Origin of the sequence: Haloarcula limicola, assembly GCF_010119205.1 — an archaeon.
Classification (GTDB): Archaea; Halobacteriota; Halobacteria; order Halobacteriales; family Haloarculaceae; genus Haloarcula; species Haloarcula limicola.
Genome location: NZ_WRXM01000001.1, coordinates 346,044 through 362,517, shown reverse-complemented (window position 1 = coordinate 362,517; position 16,474 = coordinate 346,044). Strand labels below are relative to the sequence as shown.

20 protein-coding genes, 2 tRNA genes and 1 pseudogene are annotated in these 16,474 nt (G+C 63.7%); 10 read left to right on the top strand and 13 right to left on the bottom strand.

Going from position 1 to position 16,474, the window contains the following annotated elements:
• Positions 1-67: 67 nt before the first annotated feature.
• Positions 68-295: a DUF5822 domain-containing protein gene (locus tag GO488_RS01955; protein WP_162316123.1), complete on the top strand. Its 228-nt coding sequence runs from the start codon at positions 68-70 to the stop codon at positions 293-295.
• Here GO488_RS01955 and GO488_RS01950 read toward each other — a convergent pair.
• The 3 genes from GO488_RS01950 to GO488_RS01940 are packed head-to-tail and all read right to left on the bottom strand — an operon-like array spanning position 274 to position 2,554.
• Positions 274-816, bottom strand: coding sequence for an HAD family hydrolase (locus GO488_RS01950; protein ID WP_162316122.1), 543 nt, complete (start codon positions 814-816; stop codon positions 274-276). The genes GO488_RS01955 and GO488_RS01950 overlap by 22 nt on opposite strands.
• Before the next feature lie 40 nt (positions 817-856).
• Positions 857-1,990, bottom strand: a complete 1,134-nt coding sequence (locus tag GO488_RS01945) for an acyl-CoA dehydrogenase family protein (protein WP_162316121.1) — start codon at positions 1,988-1,990, stop codon at positions 857-859.
• Positions 1,991-2,047: 57 nt separating this feature from the next.
• Entirely contained in the window at positions 2,048-2,554 is a 507-nt protein-coding gene (locus tag GO488_RS01940; protein WP_162316120.1) for a helix-turn-helix domain-containing protein, read from the bottom strand.
• Between the two features lie 132 nt (positions 2,555-2,686).
• On the opposite strand from GO488_RS01940, the gene GO488_RS01935 reads away from it, so the two are divergent.
• Positions 2,687-2,771: transfer RNA gene (locus tag GO488_RS01935), tRNA-Leu, on the top strand.
• 735 nt (positions 2,772-3,506) lie between these two features.
• Here GO488_RS01935 and GO488_RS01930 read toward each other — a convergent pair.
• Positions 3,507-3,607 (bottom strand) — tRNA-Trp (locus tag GO488_RS01930).
• Between the two features lie 85 nt (positions 3,608-3,692).
• On the opposite strand from GO488_RS01930, the gene GO488_RS01925 reads away from it, so the two are divergent.
• Complete coding sequence (locus GO488_RS01925) at positions 3,693-4,013, top strand: cupin domain-containing protein (RefSeq protein ID WP_162316119.1); 321 nt, start codon at positions 3,693-3,695, stop codon at positions 4,011-4,013.
• A gap of 10 nt (positions 4,014-4,023) precedes the next feature.
• Here GO488_RS01925 and GO488_RS01920 read toward each other — a convergent pair whose 3' ends face one another.
• From GO488_RS01920 to GO488_RS01895, 6 genes are all read right to left on the bottom strand, one after another.
• Positions 4,024-5,850: an FAD-binding protein gene (locus tag GO488_RS01920; protein WP_162316118.1), complete on the bottom strand. Its 1,827-nt coding sequence runs from the start codon at positions 5,848-5,850 to the stop codon at positions 4,024-4,026.
• Between the two features lie 29 nt (positions 5,851-5,879).
• Positions 5,880-6,764 carry a succinate dehydrogenase/fumarate reductase iron-sulfur subunit gene (locus GO488_RS01915; RefSeq protein WP_162316117.1) on the bottom strand — a complete coding sequence of 295 codons (885 nt, stop codon included), beginning with the start codon at positions 6,762-6,764 and terminating at the stop codon, positions 5,880-5,882.
• Positions 6,765-6,767: 3 nt separating this feature from the next.
• Positions 6,768-7,133: a succinate dehydrogenase hydrophobic membrane anchor subunit gene (locus GO488_RS01910; protein WP_162316116.1), complete on the bottom strand. Its 366-nt coding sequence runs from the start codon at positions 7,131-7,133 to the stop codon at positions 6,768-6,770.
• Positions 7,133-7,528, bottom strand: a complete 396-nt coding sequence (sdhC, locus tag GO488_RS01905; protein ID WP_162316115.1) for a succinate dehydrogenase, cytochrome b556 subunit — start codon at positions 7,526-7,528, stop codon at positions 7,133-7,135. Before sdhC ends, GO488_RS01910 begins: the two co-directional genes overlap by 1 nt.
• Positions 7,529-7,635: 107 nt before the next feature.
• Positions 7,636-7,878, bottom strand: coding sequence for a HalOD1 output domain-containing protein (locus GO488_RS01900; protein ID WP_162316114.1), 243 nt, complete (start codon positions 7,876-7,878; stop codon positions 7,636-7,638).
• Positions 7,879-8,158: 280 nt separating this feature from the next.
• Entirely contained in the window at positions 8,159-9,190 is a 1,032-nt protein-coding gene (locus tag GO488_RS01895; protein ID WP_162316113.1) for a succinylglutamate desuccinylase/aspartoacylase family protein, read from the bottom strand.
• Positions 9,191-9,320: 130 nt separating this feature from the next.
• On the opposite strand from GO488_RS01895, the gene GO488_RS01890 reads away from it, so the two are divergent.
• The 3 genes from GO488_RS01890 (at position 9,321) to GO488_RS19540 (ending at position 12,134) form a co-directional block, all read left to right on the top strand.
• A complete protein-coding gene (locus GO488_RS01890; RefSeq protein WP_162316112.1) occupies positions 9,321-10,244 on the top strand; it encodes a manganese-dependent inorganic pyrophosphatase in 924 nt (307 codons plus the stop codon).
• A gap of 158 nt (positions 10,245-10,402) precedes the next feature.
• On the top strand, positions 10,403-11,761 hold the full coding sequence (locus tag GO488_RS01885) for a RimK family alpha-L-glutamate ligase (RefSeq protein WP_162316111.1): 1,359 nt from the start codon (positions 10,403-10,405) through the stop codon (positions 11,759-11,761).
• 205 nt (positions 11,762-11,966) lie between these two features.
• Complete coding sequence (locus GO488_RS19540; RefSeq protein WP_164509601.1) at positions 11,967-12,134, top strand: glycine zipper domain-containing protein; 168 nt, start codon at positions 11,967-11,969, stop codon at positions 12,132-12,134.
• Between the two features lie 247 nt (positions 12,135-12,381).
• On the opposite strand, the gene GO488_RS01880 is transcribed toward GO488_RS19540, so the two are convergent.
• Together GO488_RS01880 and GO488_RS20145 are read right to left on the bottom strand one after the other, a co-directional pair.
• Positions 12,382-13,047 (bottom strand): helix-turn-helix domain-containing protein, encoded by a 666-nt coding sequence (locus GO488_RS01880; RefSeq protein ID WP_162316110.1) that lies wholly within the window; start codon positions 13,045-13,047, stop codon positions 12,382-12,384.
• 747 nt (positions 13,048-13,794) lie between these two features.
• Positions 13,795-13,923, bottom strand: a pseudogene (locus tag GO488_RS20145) (DNA-3-methyladenine glycosylase family protein); the annotation flags it as partial.
• A 184-nt stretch (positions 13,924-14,107) separates the two neighbouring features.
• Here GO488_RS20145 and GO488_RS01870 point away from each other — a divergent pair.
• The 4 genes from GO488_RS01870 to GO488_RS01855 all read left to right on the top strand — a co-directional run bounded on the left by GO488_RS01870 (position 14,108) and on the right by GO488_RS01855 (position 15,726).
• Positions 14,108-14,293 (top strand): hypothetical protein, encoded by a 186-nt coding sequence (locus GO488_RS01870; protein WP_162316109.1) that lies wholly within the window; start codon positions 14,108-14,110, stop codon positions 14,291-14,293.
• Positions 14,244-14,717, top strand: a complete 474-nt coding sequence (locus GO488_RS20175; RefSeq protein ID WP_162316108.1) for a restriction endonuclease — start codon at positions 14,244-14,246, stop codon at positions 14,715-14,717. Before GO488_RS01870 ends, GO488_RS20175 begins: the two co-directional genes overlap by 50 nt.
• On the top strand, positions 14,671-14,892 hold the full coding sequence (locus tag GO488_RS01860) for a hypothetical protein (RefSeq protein WP_162315763.1): 222 nt from the start codon (positions 14,671-14,673) through the stop codon (positions 14,890-14,892). The genes GO488_RS20175 and GO488_RS01860 overlap by 47 nt, the downstream gene beginning before the upstream one ends.
• 243 nt (positions 14,893-15,135) lie before the next feature.
• Positions 15,136-15,726 carry a DNA-3-methyladenine glycosylase family protein gene (locus GO488_RS01855; RefSeq protein WP_162316107.1) on the top strand — a complete coding sequence of 197 codons (591 nt, stop codon included), beginning with the start codon at positions 15,136-15,138 and terminating at the stop codon, positions 15,724-15,726.
• Positions 15,727-15,772: 46 nt separating this feature from the next.
• Here GO488_RS01855 and epsC read toward each other — a convergent pair whose 3' ends face one another.
• Complete coding sequence (epsC, locus tag GO488_RS01850; protein ID WP_162316106.1) at positions 15,773-16,351, bottom strand: serine O-acetyltransferase EpsC; 579 nt, start codon at positions 16,349-16,351, stop codon at positions 15,773-15,775.
• Between the last annotated feature and the right edge of the window lie 123 nt (positions 16,352-16,474).

Below are 16,474 nucleotides of genomic sequence, written 5' to 3'. Positions count from 1 at the left end.
GCCCAAGTAACGTCCGGTCGACGGCCGAATCGGAAGTTGCTTGTCGACGCCGTAGAAATCCCAGTTCGTGCCAGCAGTCGAGAAGACGAACCCCGACGGCGTGGACTTCGGTTGGGTGATGCAGGTCACCTTCGTCACGACCATCCTCGTCGGGTCACCGATCGTCGTCCTCGCCTCGATCGGGACCGCGCTCCCGACCTGGACGAGTCGGGCGATATTCGCCGTCCGAGTCGGCGCGGTCATCTGGTTCCTGACGGCCGTCGCCGCCTATCTCTACGCCCGGTATCGCCGCTGATCGAACTCGCTCGCCCACGCGAAGGCGGTGCCGGCGCGCCGGGCGGTCTCGGCGTCCCGTTCGGAGTCGCCAACGAACACCGTCGACTCGGCGTCGGCGTCGAGTCGCTCGACGACCGAGAGGAGTCCCTCGGGATCGGGCTTCGACGACCCGACGGTGTCGCGGCCGACGACGGGACCGACCGACGACGTGAGGTTATGGGTCTCCAGGGCGAGCCGACAGGCCTCCTCGGCGTTCAGCGAACAGACGCCGACCGGTACCGCGTGGGGCAGACCGTCGGCCAACGCGAGGCGCTCGGACTCGCGCGCGCCGACGCGCTCGTGGTCGGTGATGGTCGCCTCGACGGCCGCCCGGTGACCGGTCTCGTCGGACAGCTCCAGTAGCTCCCAGAGATCGCCCGCGTCCGGGTCCACGCCGCGATCTCGGAGAAGCGTCGCGACGGCTTCCGCGACCGCGTCCCAGTCTACCGCCAACTGCACCAGCGTCCCGTCGAGGTCGTACACTACGGCGTCGTAACTCACGACCGGAGGTAGGGAAGCGCCTCGCAAATGTGCTTCGCCCTCAGCGTCCGTCCAACAGGGCGCGAGCGACGATGTTCTTCTGAATCTCGCTGGTCCCCTCGTAGATGGTCGTCACCTTCGCGTCGCGGTAGAGTCGTTCGACCGGGTAGTCAGTGGTGTAGCCGTAGCCGCCGTGGATCTGAACCGCTTCGTCGGCCACCTCGACGGCCCCCTCGCTGGCGAAGTACTTCGCCATGCTCGCGGCCTGCCGGGCGTCCTCGCCGCGGTCCATCCGGCTCGCGGCGTCCCACGTCAGCAGTCGGCCGGCTCGCACCGTCGTCGCCATCTCCGCGAGCTTGTGCCGGATGGTCTGGAACTCGGCGATCCGCTGGTCGAACTGCTCGCGTTCCGTCGCGTAGTCGAGCGCCTCGTCCAGCGCCGACTGGGCGAGGCCAACGGACTGTGCGGCGATGGCGACGCGGCCGCCGTTCAGGATGGAGAGGGCGGCGGCTAAGCCTTCCCCGACCTCGGTGAGGCGGTACCGCTCGGGAATCCGGACGCCGTCGAACGTGAGCCCGGTCGTGTCGCTGGCCCGCAGACCGAGTTTATCCTCCTTCTCGCCGACGGAGAGGCCGTCCCTGTCTTTCGGGACGAGGAACTGCGTGACGGAGTCGGGGTCGTCGCGGTCCGTCTTGGCGAAGACGACGACCACGCCCGAGCGCTCGCCGTTGGTTATCCACTGTTTCTCCCCATCGAGGACGTATTCGTCCCCGTCCGGCCGCGCAACGGTCGTCATCCCCCGGGGGTTCGACCCGGCCTGCGGCTCCGAGAGCGCGAACGCGCCGACGGGCCGACCGTCGACCATCTCCGGCAGCCACTCCTCGCGAACCGACTCGTCGCCGAAGCGAGCGATGCAGGACGTGGCCAGACAGTGGACCGAGAGCGCGGTCGCGACGGCCAGCGAGCCGTGGGCCACCTCCTCGTTGACGATGGCGTAGGTCCGCATATCGGCGTCGAAGCCGCCGTACTCCTCCGGCGTGGTCAGTCCGGTCAGATCGATGTCCGCGAGGCTGTCCCAGACGTCCTCGGGAAACTCCTCGGTCCGGTCGGCCTCGCGCGCCGTCGGTCGTACCTCCTCGGCAGCGACGGACCGAACGGTCTCACGAACGGCCCGCTGTTCGGGCGAGAGGTCCATACCGGCGGTATGGGTGGAACTACCAAATGTCTAGTGTCGGGAGAAGCCGAGAGACGGTTACCTGGAGTCCGCGAGTTCCACGTCGAGGAAGGATTCGAGGGCGGCGATGGTCGATCCGCCGACGTTCGCCTGCGTCGCCCGGCCCTGCTCGACCGCGAGCACGTCGTTCTCGTCGAGACCGAGTTCCTCGGCGAGTTCGGCCGTCTGGAGACCCTCGTCCTGTCGCGCCTCGGTGACGCGGGTCCCGTAGTCGCTGACGAGATAGGGTAGCTGATCGCCGTCGTAGTCCGCGCCCTCCTCCCAGTGAGAGGTGTCGGCTCGCTGTGAGTCCTGTATCTTCGCCGCGTTCTGTGCGGCGCGGCGACGGCGGTCCCGCTCGTCGTTCGAGCCGCCGCCGCTCGATTGCGAGCGGTCGTTCTCGCCGTGGTTCTGCGCGCAGTCCGAACAGACTTGGAGGGTCGCGCCCGCGACGTTCGCGGTCTGCAGGTCGCCGCCGTCGGCACCGCAGAGTTCGCAGCTCCCACCGGCGCTGTCGCCCCCGCTGCCGGTCGAGTATTTGGCCATGCCCCCGGTAGCGGTTTCGTCGTATTTGAAATGTCCGGTTCAGGGGAATGACACACCCTCTCGGGGCGCGGCGCAAACGAAAGCCCTTTTATTGGCCCACGGGGAACGAATGAGTGCAGTAAGACAGAGCGAGCGTGGGTAGCCAAGCCAGGCCAACGGCGCAGCGTTGAGGGCGCTGTCCCGTAGGGGTCCGCCGGTTCAAATCCGGTCCCACGCATCGCACGCGAGGGCGTCGCCCTCGACACCGTGGCGGCGATGCCGCCACACGATGCAGGTGCTCTCCCTACCCGGGATCAGCACCCACGCACAATCCTTTCGACGTTACCTTCTCGAGGAGCGCGTATAGCGTCTGCAACTGCTATCTCGGTTCTCGATGCCGACCTCGGAAACGAGCGACTGCGGCCACTATTTTCCTCCGAGTATCGCTGTTGATAATTTGGCAAGAAGATATTTTATGCACCCCGCTTACCGATTAGATACGGCACCGTTCTGGTGCCCTGCACCCCCCACCCCCTACTTTCCGTACCACTCACAGATGAACAGCCGTCGCTGGTCGTCTACCCCGCGTTATTGGAGCTTTACGCGATCGCAGAGCGGGATTCGAACAGGTGCAAGACGTACTCGCTTCGCTGCGCGCGCCTGCCGTGTTCGAATCCCGACCTACATCTGTGGCTCACGAATTGTTCGCCACAAGATGGAAGGGGCGGGATTCGAACGTCGAGAGACGGTCACTCACTTCGTTCGTGCTGCGACTTTCGGGCGCGAATTCCGCGTACTCAACTCTGTCGGACGTTGTCGTTCGGCGACAGAGCGCCTCACGGAGTCCCGACAGAGTGGAAGGGGCGGGATTCGAACAGGTGCAAGACGGTCGGCCTCACTCCGTTCGACCGCTGCGACTTGCGTGCTCGAATCCCGACCTACATCTGTGGCTCACGGACTGTTCGCCACAAGATGGAAGGGGCGGGATTCGAACCACGCGGAGCCCTGCGAGGGAAACTGCCGCCAATTTCTGGCACGTTGGCGGGCAGCGCTCTACCACTGAGCCACCCTTCCGGACAGCGAAACCTTGGGCCGTAGCGACTAAATAGATGACGGGGCCGGCCAAGCGATACTTATTCGATCCCTCCCAACGCCCGCTGTGAGCTACACGAAACAGCACTACGCGGACACCGAAGCGGTCGGCGGGGGGCTTCACCTCCTCCGAGACGAACTGAACTGCGAGAACGTGGGCGTCAGCGTCCTCGACTGCGAACCCGGCTGGAGCGGGAAGCCCCACGATCACAGCGACGACGGCCAGGAGGAAGTGTACGTCCTCGTCGACGGAGAAGCCACGGTGACGGTCGACGGCGACGACGTGGCGATGTCGGCGGGCGACGCGCTTCGGATCGAGCCGGACGCGAAACGAGAGATCCGGAACGGCGAGACGGAGAGCCAGTTCGTCCTCGTCGGCGCGCCGTAGTCCGCGGCGCTCAGTAGCTGCGCTCTTTCGGCTCGTAGGTCTCCTCGTCGCCTTCGAGGATGACCGGTTTGTAGTAGAGGCGCGGCGTGCCGTCCTCCCACGCCAGCATGGTGTGTTTGATCCACTCCTCGTCTCGGCGCTCCTGGAACTCGGCGCGCCAGTGCGCGCCGCGGAACTCCTCGCGGGCCAGCGCGCCGAGCGTGATGGCCTCGGCCACGTCGAGGAGGTTTCGCGTCTCGATGGTGTGGATGAGGTCCGTGTTGTAGGTGCGCGAGGGGTCGGAGACGGCGACGTTCTGGTACTCCTTGCGCGCCTCTCGGATGTCGCGCAGCGCCGTCTTCAGCCCCTCTTCCTGGCGGAAGACGTTGACGTTGTCCGTCATCGTCTCCTGGACGTCGGCCCGGACCTCGGCGTGGTTGATGCCGTCTCTCTCGAGCAGCGTCTCGATGCGCTCGCGCTCTCGGGCGACGGTGTTCTCGATGACGCTCGTCGGTTCGACGGCCGCGCCGTCGGCGGCGACGTCCTCGCTGCCCCTGTCGATCGCACCGGGTTCGACCGGCGGTTCGACGTCGCCGGCCTCGCTCTCGGCGGAGGGACCGGTCTGGATCTCCGCGGTCTTCATGTCCCTGCCCGCGGCGTGGTAGCCGGCGCGAGCGCCGAAGACGAGCAGTTCCGGCAGCGCGTTGCCGCCGAGGCGGTTCGCGCCGTGCAGCGAGACGCAGGCCGTCTCGCCGGCGGCGTAGAGCCCGTCGATGCAGGTCTCGCCGTTCTCGTCGCACTCGACGCCGCCCATGGCGTAGTGCTGCCCGGGCTTGACCGGCATCGGTTCGTCGAGCCCGTCGACGCCCTCGAAGTCCTCCGCGAGGTGGAGGATGTTCTCCAGCCGGTCGATGATGCGCTCCTCGCCGAGGTGACGCATGTCGAGGTGGACGTACTCGTCGTCGATGCCGCGGCCCGCGTTGACCTCCGTGAGTTCGGCGCGGGCGACCACGTCGCGGGAGGCGAGTTCGCCGTCGTTGTTCGCGTAGCCGTACTCGTACATCAGCCGCTCCTCGTTGTCGTTGTAGAGGATCCCGCCTTCGCCGCGGACCCCCTCGGAGATGAGGACGCCCGTCGAGGGGAGCGTCGTCGGGTGGAACTGGATCATCTCCATGTCCTCCATCGGCGCGCCGGCGCGGTAGGCGATGGCACACCCGTCGCCGGTGTTGGCGACGGCGTTGGTCGTGTGGTCGAACGCCTGTCCGAGACCGCCGGTGGCGAGGATGACGCCGCCGTTCGCGCGGAAGCCCTCTATCTTGCCGGACTTGATGTCGTAGGCGACACAGCCGTGACACTCCCGCTTCTCGGGGTCGTCGTGGTCGGTCACCGCGACGTTGGTGACGTACCACTCGTCGTAGACCTCGATACCGCGCTTGACCGCCTGCTCGTACATCGTGTGCAGGAGGTGGTGCCCGGTCTCGGCCCCGGCGTACGTCGTGCGCGGGTACGAGAGGCCGCCGAACGGTCGCTGTGAGACGCGCCCGTCCTCCTCGCGGGAGAAGGGCATCCCCCAGTGTTCGAGCTGGATGACCTCTTCGGGGGCGTCCTTCGCGAAGGTGTCGATGGCCGGGGCGTCCCCGAGGTAGTCCGACCCCTTCATCGTGTCGTAGGCGTGGAGGTCCCAGGAGTCGCCCTCCTGTAGCGCGGCGTTGATGCCGCCCTCCGCCGCGCCCGTGTGACTGCGAACCGGGTGGAGTTTCGTCACGAGGGCGACGTCTGCGCCCTCCTCGTGTGCTGCGATCGCCGCTCTGAGGCCGGCGCCACCCGCGCCGACCACGATAACGTCGTGTTCGTACATTGTGTGATGTGGTTACGTGTGGTTCAGGACTACCAGAACTTCAGGTTGTTCTTCACCGATTCGCGTTTCAGTTCCTGGATGTGCTCGGTCAGCGGGATGTCCTTCGGACACACCTCGGTACAGGAGAACTGGGTCTGGCATCGCCAGACGCCGTGTTCCTGCTCGATGATGCGGAGGCGTTCCTGCTTGCGGTTCTCGCCTTCGCGCTCGTCCATGGCGAAGCGGTAGGCCTTGTTGATGGCCGCGGGACCGAGATACTCGTTGTCGCCGGCCGCGATGTTACACGAGGACATGCAGGCACCGCACCAGATACACCGCGTGGACATCTTCACCTTCTCGCGGTTCTCCCGGCTCTGGCGCTGCTCTTCTAGGTCGCCCTCGGGCACCTCGTCGGCGTCGAAGTACGGCTCGACCGCGTGCATCTGCTCGTAGAAGTGCTCCATGTCCACGACGAGGTCCTTGACGACCTCCTGGTGGGGGAGCGGTTCGATGCGAACCGGCCCGTCGAGGTCCGACAGCTGGGTCTTACAGCCGAGTCGCTGTCGCCCGTTGACGAACAGCGCGTCCGACCCGCACACCGCCTGTCGACACGAGTGCCGGAACGTCAGCGAGGAGTCGTAGCGGTCCCGCGCGTAGATGAGCGCGTCCAGCACCGTCATCCCCTTGTGGAACGGGACCCGGAAGTCGTCGAACCGGGGTTCCTGCTTGCCTTCGACCTCGGGGTCGTAGCGGAAGACCTTCAGCGTGACCGTCTCCTCGTCGTCGAGGGTCGCCTCCTCGGTCTCTCGCTGGGCCTCGCGTTCGGCCTGGCGCTGTCGTTTCTGCTCCCGACGCTTCTCGCCCGGCGATTCGACGGCCGGTTCGCTCTCCTGTTCTTCGGTCTCCGTCTCCTGTTTCTCGATCTGTGTGCTCATGAGTTAGAGGAATCCGTTCATCGCTAGCGCCACTCGGGTCCCCTGCGCGATAAGCAGCAGGCCTGCGGCGATGAGGACCCACTTGACGGCGTTCTTCTGGGTGCCGTCGATGCCCTGATTGACCAGCGCGTTGTAGACGCCGTTGACGCCGTGGAACGTCGCCGTCACGAGGAAGAGCCACATCGTGGCGAAGTAGCTGATCTGGCTCATCCGTGCTTGGGTGCCCGCGAACGTGATGTTTGCGGCGTGATTGGCAAAGTGCAACAGCAGGAAGTGGAACGCGAGGACGCCGATGAGGAACACCGCCGTGAGTCGCTGCCAGAGCCATCGACGGCCGCCGCGCTCGAAGGAGGAGTAGTGTTCGGCCATCAGGCTAGTGGCCCCCCGAGGAACGTCGGGATGCTGGCGACGACGATCGCGCCGGTCAGCACCAGCGACGCGTAGAAGCTCACGTCCTGTGATTCGAGGCCGACGCCGAGGTCCACCATCAGCAGTCGTATCCCGTTGAGGATGTGGAAGACGGCGACGGCGAGCAGTCCGACTTCGAGGAAGCGAACGACGAGCAGGGCCTCTAACCCCTGCAGGGTACCCGTATAGAGGTCCGCACCACCGAGGGACGTACTGAGGACGGCGATGTGGGTGAACAGATACCCCACGAGCACCCAGCCGGTGAACTTGTGGAATATCCAGGCCCACATCCCGGCCGAGAACTCCCGCCACCGTCCGAAATCCTCGACGGTGCCGCGATTGTAAGACTGACTCATACACTCGGGGGTTAGTCCGGGGACAAATAGTAGTTACTACCGCGTGCGCGTCTCGCCGGAATCCGGCCCGAGTGAATTTCTCTGCCGGCAAATCCTGTCAGCGGTTCTCACTCGTCGCGGTCGAATTCCCGGCCGTCGATGCTGACCGCCTCGCGGGCGACGACGCGGTGGCCGTCGACGGTGAACGTCACCGAGACGGAGCGCTGCCCGCCGGCGAAAAGCGCGTCGAGCGCGTCGGTGTCGATCGTTTCCTCCAGCGTGAACGGGAGGGCGAGCGGATCGGTATCGCGGTAGCGAGCGAACGCTTCGACGATGCGAACTGACGGTGGAAGAGCGTCGTCCTCGATCACGCGTGTCGTCTCACGCCTTCACCGGCGGGAATCGTGAGGCCGCTCGGGCGATCCGAGACATCGAATGGGAGTCCCCCGCTCCGGGGCGTCGTTCTGTAGCTGCTGAACGCCGTTTCTCGTCGTCGCTGCCCGAACGCTACGTCAGTTTCCGACACCGGCGGGCGTCGGCTACCCTGACGTTCTGTTCCCATCTGTAAAATATTACCAAAAAATCGGCACAGCCGTCGACAGCGTCAGATCGGCAGTCGAGCGGACCGCGGGACGTGAGCGGCTCGCCCGGCTACGACGACGGCGTCCGTTCGATGTCTACGGTCTGACTCCGCTCGGCGGCGCGACGGGTCCGGTCGTCGAGGCGGACGAGATGGCAGAGCGGGTTCCCTGGATAGACGAGCGGGTTTTCGAGGACGCCGACTAGCAGCCCGGTGAACGGCGCTCTGATCGTCGTGTTCTCCGTTTTGAACGGGTTACCGATGGTGCAGATGACCTCGTCTTCGTAGACGAGTTCGCCCCCGCTGTGGTGCATGTCGACGAGGCCGCCGGCGTCGGCGCGTATCCACGTCTTCTCGTCGCTGTTCTCGATGACGGTCCGCCAGCCGGGCCAGCGCACGACCTCGGTATCGAGGATGCCGAACTCGGCCAGTACCGACCGGACGCTGTCGAGGGCCTGGTCGATGAGCGGGCGCTGAAAGCGGTGGGCCTCGCCCATCTCGATCGTGATGGTCGGGACGTCGGCGTCGCTCGCCTCGCGACGCAGCGACCCCGACGGCCCGGTCGAGGAGATGATGACGTTCGAGGCGAAGGCGTTGGCCACCCGCGCGACGGCCTCGTCTTCCATGTCCGCCCGGACGTGGAGCATGTTGGTCCGGCCGCGCGTCGACGTGTGGAAGTCCAGCCCGAAGTCACAGGGTTCGAGGAAGTTCCGGAAGATCCGGTCGGCCATCCGCTTCGCGCTCGTCGAGTCGGGGTTGCCGGGGAACGAGCGGTTCAGGTCCCGGTCGTAAATCGGGAGGTACCGCTCCTGTGCGAGAAACGCCGGGACGTTCAGCACGGGCAGACAGATCAGCGTGCCGGCGAGGGTCGAGTGGTCCCACTCGTGGGCGACCTCGCGGACCACTTCGATCCCGTTCAGTTCGTCGCCGTGGGCGGCCGCCGAGAGGAAGCCAGTCGGTCCCGGACGCTCGCCGTTGATGATGGTGACCGGCACCCGGACCGGATCGCCCATGTACGTCTCACTGACCGTGTACCGCACGTTCTGCGTCTCCCCCGGGTCAACCCGTCCACCGTCGTACGTGAACGGTTCGGCCTCGTCCATGCGGGTACAAGGGGGACCCCGTGGTAAAACCCCCCCGACCGCGGAATCGCGCGCACGGGCCGGGCGACGCTCGCCCCGGTCGGGTCCGACTTTGGATGGAACTATGCGGCACGGCTGTGTACGTCGCCGTATGGCACAGCCACTCTACGTCATCGGTCACCAACAGCCCGACACGGACACGGTCTGCTCCGCGATCGCGTACGCTCGGTTGAAACAGAGGCAGGGGACGGACGCGGTTCCGGCCCGGGCCGGCGAGATGAATCCCGAGACGCAGTTCGTTCTGGACCGGGCGGGCGTCGAGACGCCGTCCCGCTTAGACGACGCCGCGGGCGAACGGCTCGTGCTCGTCGACCACAACGAACACAGTCAGACCGTGTCCGGCGCGCGGGAGGCGGAGATCGTCGAGGTCGTCGACCACCACCGGATCGGCGACGTGACGACCAGCGACCCGATCTTCTTCCGGAACGAACCGGTCGGCTCTACCGCGACGATCCTCACGCAGCTGTACGACGCGGCGGACGAATCGATCGACGAGGAGACGGCCCAACTGCTCCTCAGCGGCCTCCTGAGCGACACCGTCGTCCTCCGCTCGCCGACGACCACCGACCGGGACCGGACGGTGGCCGAACGACTGGCCGAATTGGCCGGTCTGGACGTCGAGGAGTACGGCAAGGAACTCCTTCAGCAGAAGAGCAAGCTCGGGGAGAAGAGTCCCAGAGAGATGGTTCTCGGGGACTTCAAGGAGTTCGAGTTCGGCGCACACGAGGTCGGAATCGGCCAGGTAGAGACCGTCGAGCCGGCGACGGTACTGGAGCAGCGAGAGGCCGTCCTCGCCGCGATGGACGACGTCGTCGACGAGCGCGAGTACGCGACGCTCCTCTTGCTCGTCACCGACCTCCTCGAAGAGGAGTCGACTGTCCTCCTGGCCGGCGGCCACGAAGATACCGTCGGAGAAGCTCTAGACGCGACGTTCACGGACCGGGAAGCGTTCCTGCCGGGAGTCATGTCTCGGAAGAAACAGGTCGTCCCGCCGCTTGAGGACGCCCTCAGCTGAGCGCCGTCTCCGAAGTCGGCCGTCTATCGACCCATCGGCCTCCGACCGCCGACCTACTGGCCTACTGACCAGCCCAGCGACCTACCGCCGAGGTGACGTTTGGCAGGGTCAGCGGAACACATCAGGGTTTTTCCGGTTGCCACCTGAAGGACCACACCATGAGTGACGAAGATATCACCGTCGGTGTTCTGAGCCTCCATTCGAGCAAGGAGACGAAGGCTATCCTGAACGCGGCCGATAGCCTCGGATACGACACCGAGTGGCTCCGCGAGGAGAACACGACCGTCTCGGTGACCGACGGGAAGATGACGCTCGACCCGGACGTCGACGTGGTGGCGAACCGACTCCTTCTCTCCAGCGACGAGTATCCGGTCGAGGGCATCGGCCTGGCGCTGACGCTCAACCGCCTCGCGCCGATGCTGAACGAGCCCACCGCCGCGACGACGGCGCTGCACAAGTTCGCGAGCGCGGCGGCGCTCGCCGACGCCGACATCCCGATCCCCGACGCGCTCCTCTCGCTGTCGAACAAGCGGCTCAACGAGGAGCGCGAGCGATTCGGCGAGCGGGCCGTTTACAAGACGGCGATCGGCACCCACGGCGGCGGGACGTGGATGGTCGAACTCGACGACCCGGTCAACGCGCAGGTCGGGGAGCGACACGCCTTCCTACAGGAGTTCCTCGACCACGACGACAGCCGGCATCACGACCTGCGCATCTACGTCGTCGGCGACCGGATCGTCGGCGCGATGAACCGCTACGCGCCCGACGGCGAGTGGCGGACCAACGTCGCGCTCGGCGGCGAAGTCGAGGACATGACCGATCAGCTCCCCGAGCGAGTCCGGGAGATCGCGCTGAACGCCACGGACGCCATCGGCCTCGACTACGCCGGCGTCGACGTCATTCAGGGCAACGACGGCTACTACGTCCTCGAAGTCAACCCGACCGCCGGCTTCCGCGGCCTGTTCAAGGCGAGCGGCGTCAGCCCGGCCCCCTACATCGCGCAGTTGGCGATCGAGCGGGCGGGCGGAAGCGTCCCCGACGAGGAGGTCGAGCAGCTCACCGGCACGCTCGACGATTCCCGACCGACCGCGATGCCGCGGACGCCGACCACGCAGACCCCGGAGAACGTCACCATCGGCTACATCGAGGAGGTCGTCGTCTCCGGGACGCGGGGCAACAAGAGCGTCCTCGCCAAGTCCGACACCGGCGCGACCCGGACCAGCATCGACGCCGAGCTCGCCGCGGACATCGGCACCGGCCCCATCCTCGACATCGTGAAGGTGAAGTCCGGGAGCGTCAAGTCCGGCCGCTCGCGGCCGGTCGTGGACCTCGTCGTCGGGATCGGCGGGACCCAACACACCGTCACCGCCAGCGTCGAGGACCGCTCGCACATGGAGTACCCCCTCCTGTTGGGCCGGGACATCCTCAAGCACTACCAGGTGAACGTCAACCGACGCGCGGACGACGAGTACGACGACTTAGACTCCGAAGAGGAAGAGGAGTCGACGCTCGAATAGCTGACGGCGGCAGTCGAGCCCCGACCAGCGAGTTACCCGGACCGCCGCGCCGAACCGTCGTTTCGGCACCGCTTCGAAGCCGCTCTGTTCGAGCCACGGACGAACTTGCCGAATACAGGGCGCGAGTCGGTCACGGAAGACTGGCTCGATCGGATGGGAGTGGCGGAGAGTAAGCTTATCCCACCGACGGGACTCTCTTCCCATCATGTCTGAGTCCGAAACAACAGGACAGGGAGTTGCGCTTGGTGTCGGCGTCGGCCTCGCTCTCGGTGTCGCCGTGGGGGTAGCCATAGATAATATCGGTCTCGGAATCGGAGTCGGGATGGCGCTCGGAGCGGCACTCGGTCTCGTGTGGGATCAACGGGAGGCGTAGCTCACCAGACAACGTATCTACAGATGCTTCCCGTCCTCCGATTCAGCTCTCAGGTGTGAAACAAAGAGTAGTGGCTTGCTGCATTCACCCTCTGAGTGTTGCACGCGACTTCTGACAGCGTTCGGTGAGGTCTCTGGGGGCGTGCTGAATACGGGGCGCGAGTCGGTCACGATACATCTTATCACGCTAACGGAGATACGATTCGCGCCGTCAGCGTGTCATCGTCGCTGCACCGAGCAGCCGTCGATCAATCCGGTTTTTCAGTACCGTCCTTCAGCGACGAGACGATGAGCCGCTTGATTCCACGTCGGAGGAGGCCGCTGGCCGCAGGCTGAGAGATATCCAGATCCGCGGCAACCTCGCCGAGAGTCGCGTCCCGTGGTTCTTCGAAATATCCCGTGTCGAAGGCGACCAGGAGTGCTTCTCGCTGGCTATCGGTCAACCCAGCGTCCGTGTTACCTAAACTGGCGTATTCGTTGACGCGCAGCAGTTCGATATCGACGCCGTTCTGTTGCGCATAGTCCCAGAGCCGTATCAGATTCGTTCGCTCGGGTATCCATATCGTCAAAATCCAAGCCTCTCCGTCGTTCTCCATTTCGAGTATGACACCGTTCGCGGCCGAAATCACCGGCGAGAGGATCTTCGCTTCGTCGGTATACTCGAAGCTATAGATCGCCTCTTCGTCTCTGGCTTCGATGACGCGATCGAACTCGCCGATAGTGTTATCGTTCCGCAATCCGTCTTCGAACTGAGAGAAATCCGACGACTCGATGTGATAGAAGAACTTTCCCGATGTCGGGTCAGTCCCCGCCTCTGACACCGATTTGACTTTCGCTCCTCGGGCACGAGTGACTGTCTCTGTAAGCACTATGTCAGGGTGTTCGACTCGGACGACCGCCTTGATATCAGTCATTGTTCTGTGAGGCCTGTTTTCGATGATCAGATACTACACAATCGGTCGTTTTTGAGACGCTCGACGAAAATCCACACGGGGACGCCTTACTACCGAAGCCGTAGTAGCGGCCGTGTGATGGGTCAAGTGAGTCGGTCGGTCCTGGTTTTCGGATACGAGGACGTCGTTCAAGTAATTTCCTCTCGTGTACGTCGGTCAGATCGGAGCTCCGATCAGAGATTACCACGATTCACCCGAGACGGCTGTTTCGACGCATCCGTTCGCAGCTACGTCGACGTTTCGACGCCGTGGACGAACAGCGTCGCCCAGATACGCTCGAGTCGATCGGCTACGACCGACGGGGCGGACCCTGCGGGGAGGTAGAATTTCGATTCAGCGGCTCTGTCTCGCTCATCGGAGCGGGCTCTCTGTGCCATACGACCGGATAGACGACCCGCGAGCGCATTGTTCTGTAGCTTAATCGTATAACCTATTTATAACCGACTTCAGGAGGGACGTACATTCCCGATCCCTTCTGCACGTCACTCGGCGGAACAGCGAAAACGAGAGGGGCGAGTAAGAGGACAGCTATCGTCGCGGAGAGCGCTGCGAGGGCGTCTCGAACTGTCCCCACCCTCGGTATCACTGATCGACGGAGCAGCGCCCGACTGCTGAGTACACCCGTATCCGCACGCCAGTTCTATCAGCCCGTGAGGATCTCGACGGAACCACCCTGCTGTAGTTCAGTCCGGTAGTTCGCAATTCTCGTCAATCGGTCACTTCTGCGACGCTCTCGGCGATGTCCTCTTCGGCTCGCCAGAGGTACAGCGTCGCGTAACTCCGATACGGGGACCACCGCTCGGCGTACTCGGCCATCTCCGTCCGATCGCAGCCCTCGACTGCCTCAAGGTGATTGTAGGTAACTCATCATCGAAGTCCTGCCGTCGCCCCATTAGGACACCGTGGCCGCCGTGACTTTCCCCGAGGCGTAGCCTCTGTGATACTACCTCGTGGCCAGTAAGTGTGTCCACTTATTAGCTATATTGCATAGATTTATTTGCAATCATTTATCATATTGGGCATGTTCGGCGGTAGCAACAACGACACGACGAAACTGCAAGACCAGATTCTCCAGCAGTGGGACATGGGGGTTTCCAATCCGAAGCAGATCGCGGCCAACTGCGACTGTTCCGAGTCATACACCAAGGAAACCCTCAATGAACACCGTCCAAACTGGAACGACGATAATGGGTTCAGTCTCTTCTGATCCATTAACGACGCTCCGAAGTCTGCCACCACGTCACTTCGAGCAGTTCGTGGCTGATGTTTGGTCGGAGTGCCAAGGGTGGGCAACAGAAGTGATGGACGCTGGCCCAGACAAAGGCCTTGACGTAATTGGCCAGCCACCGACAGGCGGAGCGAAAACTGCTGTTCAGTGTAAGCGATACGCTGAAGGAAACAAGATATCGAGTGAGCAGATCCAGCAGTACGCGGCTCTTCGACAACAGTGGGAAGATGTTGACGGGGTCACGGTAGTTACGACCAGTTCGTTCACTCGAAACGCGCTGGAACTGGCCGACCGTCTCAATGTCAAGTGCATTGACGGAGACGACCTCGTTCGCTTAGTTCACCGATACAACGCTGGTGAGATACTGGACTGGTACGGCCAGGGAAAACCGTCCGATTGGTAAAATAATGACAGGAGACGATGACCTACGATTTGGCGACGTTAGCGGGACAGGAAACAGCATCGGCGGCGATGGTGTCAATGATATACTAATTAAGGCATTTCAGGCGATTGTTGGAGTTTACGTTCTACTCAAGGTCGTTGAAGTGCTTTTCAACGTCCCCATCCCACTGATATAACGTAGGCGACTGGTATTCTTCCCGAGGCGGAAGCCTACGGATGACTACCTTGCGGTCCAGTATTAGCTTGACATTTCTGGTGTCCGTCAAGACGGATGGGGTCCCCCCTGGACCTGATATTCTCATTTCGCATGTAATCGTGATACATGGGGTTTCGGGGCCTCTATTTGCCGAATAAGACAGATTGACTAAGTGAAGCCTTGGCCTTTTGTCCTCTGACGACAAATGAACCTTCATCGAAGAATGGTTGATGAGGCCAAATCGGTACTAAAAGAAGATCCTGTAATGGCTGAACTGTTGGAAGAGCACAACCCGTATGCCGAGCCCAACTGGACTGAGTTTGAACGACTCTGTATTTCGATAATCAATCAACAACTCTCGACTGCAAGTGCAGCAGCGGTGAAAGAACGGGTATTCGAGTTGCTTGACGAGGAAGTAACACCCGAGAGTATCTTGGATGCCGATGAGGAAAAACTCCGAGACGCAGGACTGTCGAGGATGAAGGTCGAGTATATGCGGAACGCAGCGGAGGCTTTCCAGGAACGAGACTACTCCCGTGAGGGGCTGTCAGACCACTCAAACGAGGAGATCATCGAACGCCTCACGGAAATCAAGGGCATCGGTGATTGGACTGCTCGAATGTACCTGCTATTCGTAATGGAGCGACCCGACGTCCTCCCGTTGGGCGACCTTGCAGTACGGAACGGTATTCAGGAATTGTACGGCGACGGAGAAGAGATGACTCGTGAGGAGATGCGTGAGATAGCAGAGGATTGGCGTCCACACCGTTCGGCGGCCACGAAGTACATCTGGGCCGATTACGAGTCAGAGTAGGTCCCCGTCGTCCGTCGCCGCCCGAACGCCGGGGGCGGTCGGGCGGTCAGCCGTCGACGATCGCGGGGTCGGGCGTCCCGTCCCGCTCGTGTTCGGCCTCGTCGACGGGTTTCGCCGGGTTCCCGATGACGGTCGTCTCGGACGGGACGTCGTCGACGACGACGGCTCCCGCGCCGACCGTCGCGTTCTCGCCGATAGTGATCGGGCCGACGAGCGTCGCGGCCGCGCCGACGGTGACGCCGTCTTCGAGCGTCGGGTGGCGCTTCTCTCTGCGCATCGACGCGCCGCCGAGCGTGACGCCGTGGTACATGAGTACGTCGTCGCCGATGTCGGCTGTTTCGCCGACGACAGTACCCATCCCGTGGTCGATGAACAGCCGATCACCGACGTCCGCGCCGGGGTGGATCTCGACGCCGGTGAGAAAGCGCGCCAGGTGCGAGAGTAGCCGGGCGGCGAAGCGGTGGTCTGCGGCCCACAGCGCGTGGGCGAGGCGGTACAGCCAGACGGCGTGCAGGCCGGGATACGTGAGGACGACCTCCGCGGCGCTGGTCGCGGCGGGGTCTTTCGCCTGTGCCGTCCGAACGTCCTCGTGGAGCGTGTCGAGTATCGTGGGTATGTCGAACATCGTGGATACGGTATCGGGTGGTCGAAAGCAGGTGCGACGCGGAGAACAGGCCTCAACAGCGACAGCAGATCGTGAGGGCGCGCTGTGCGGTCGCACGGACGGTTCGGTCGCGGGACGAACACC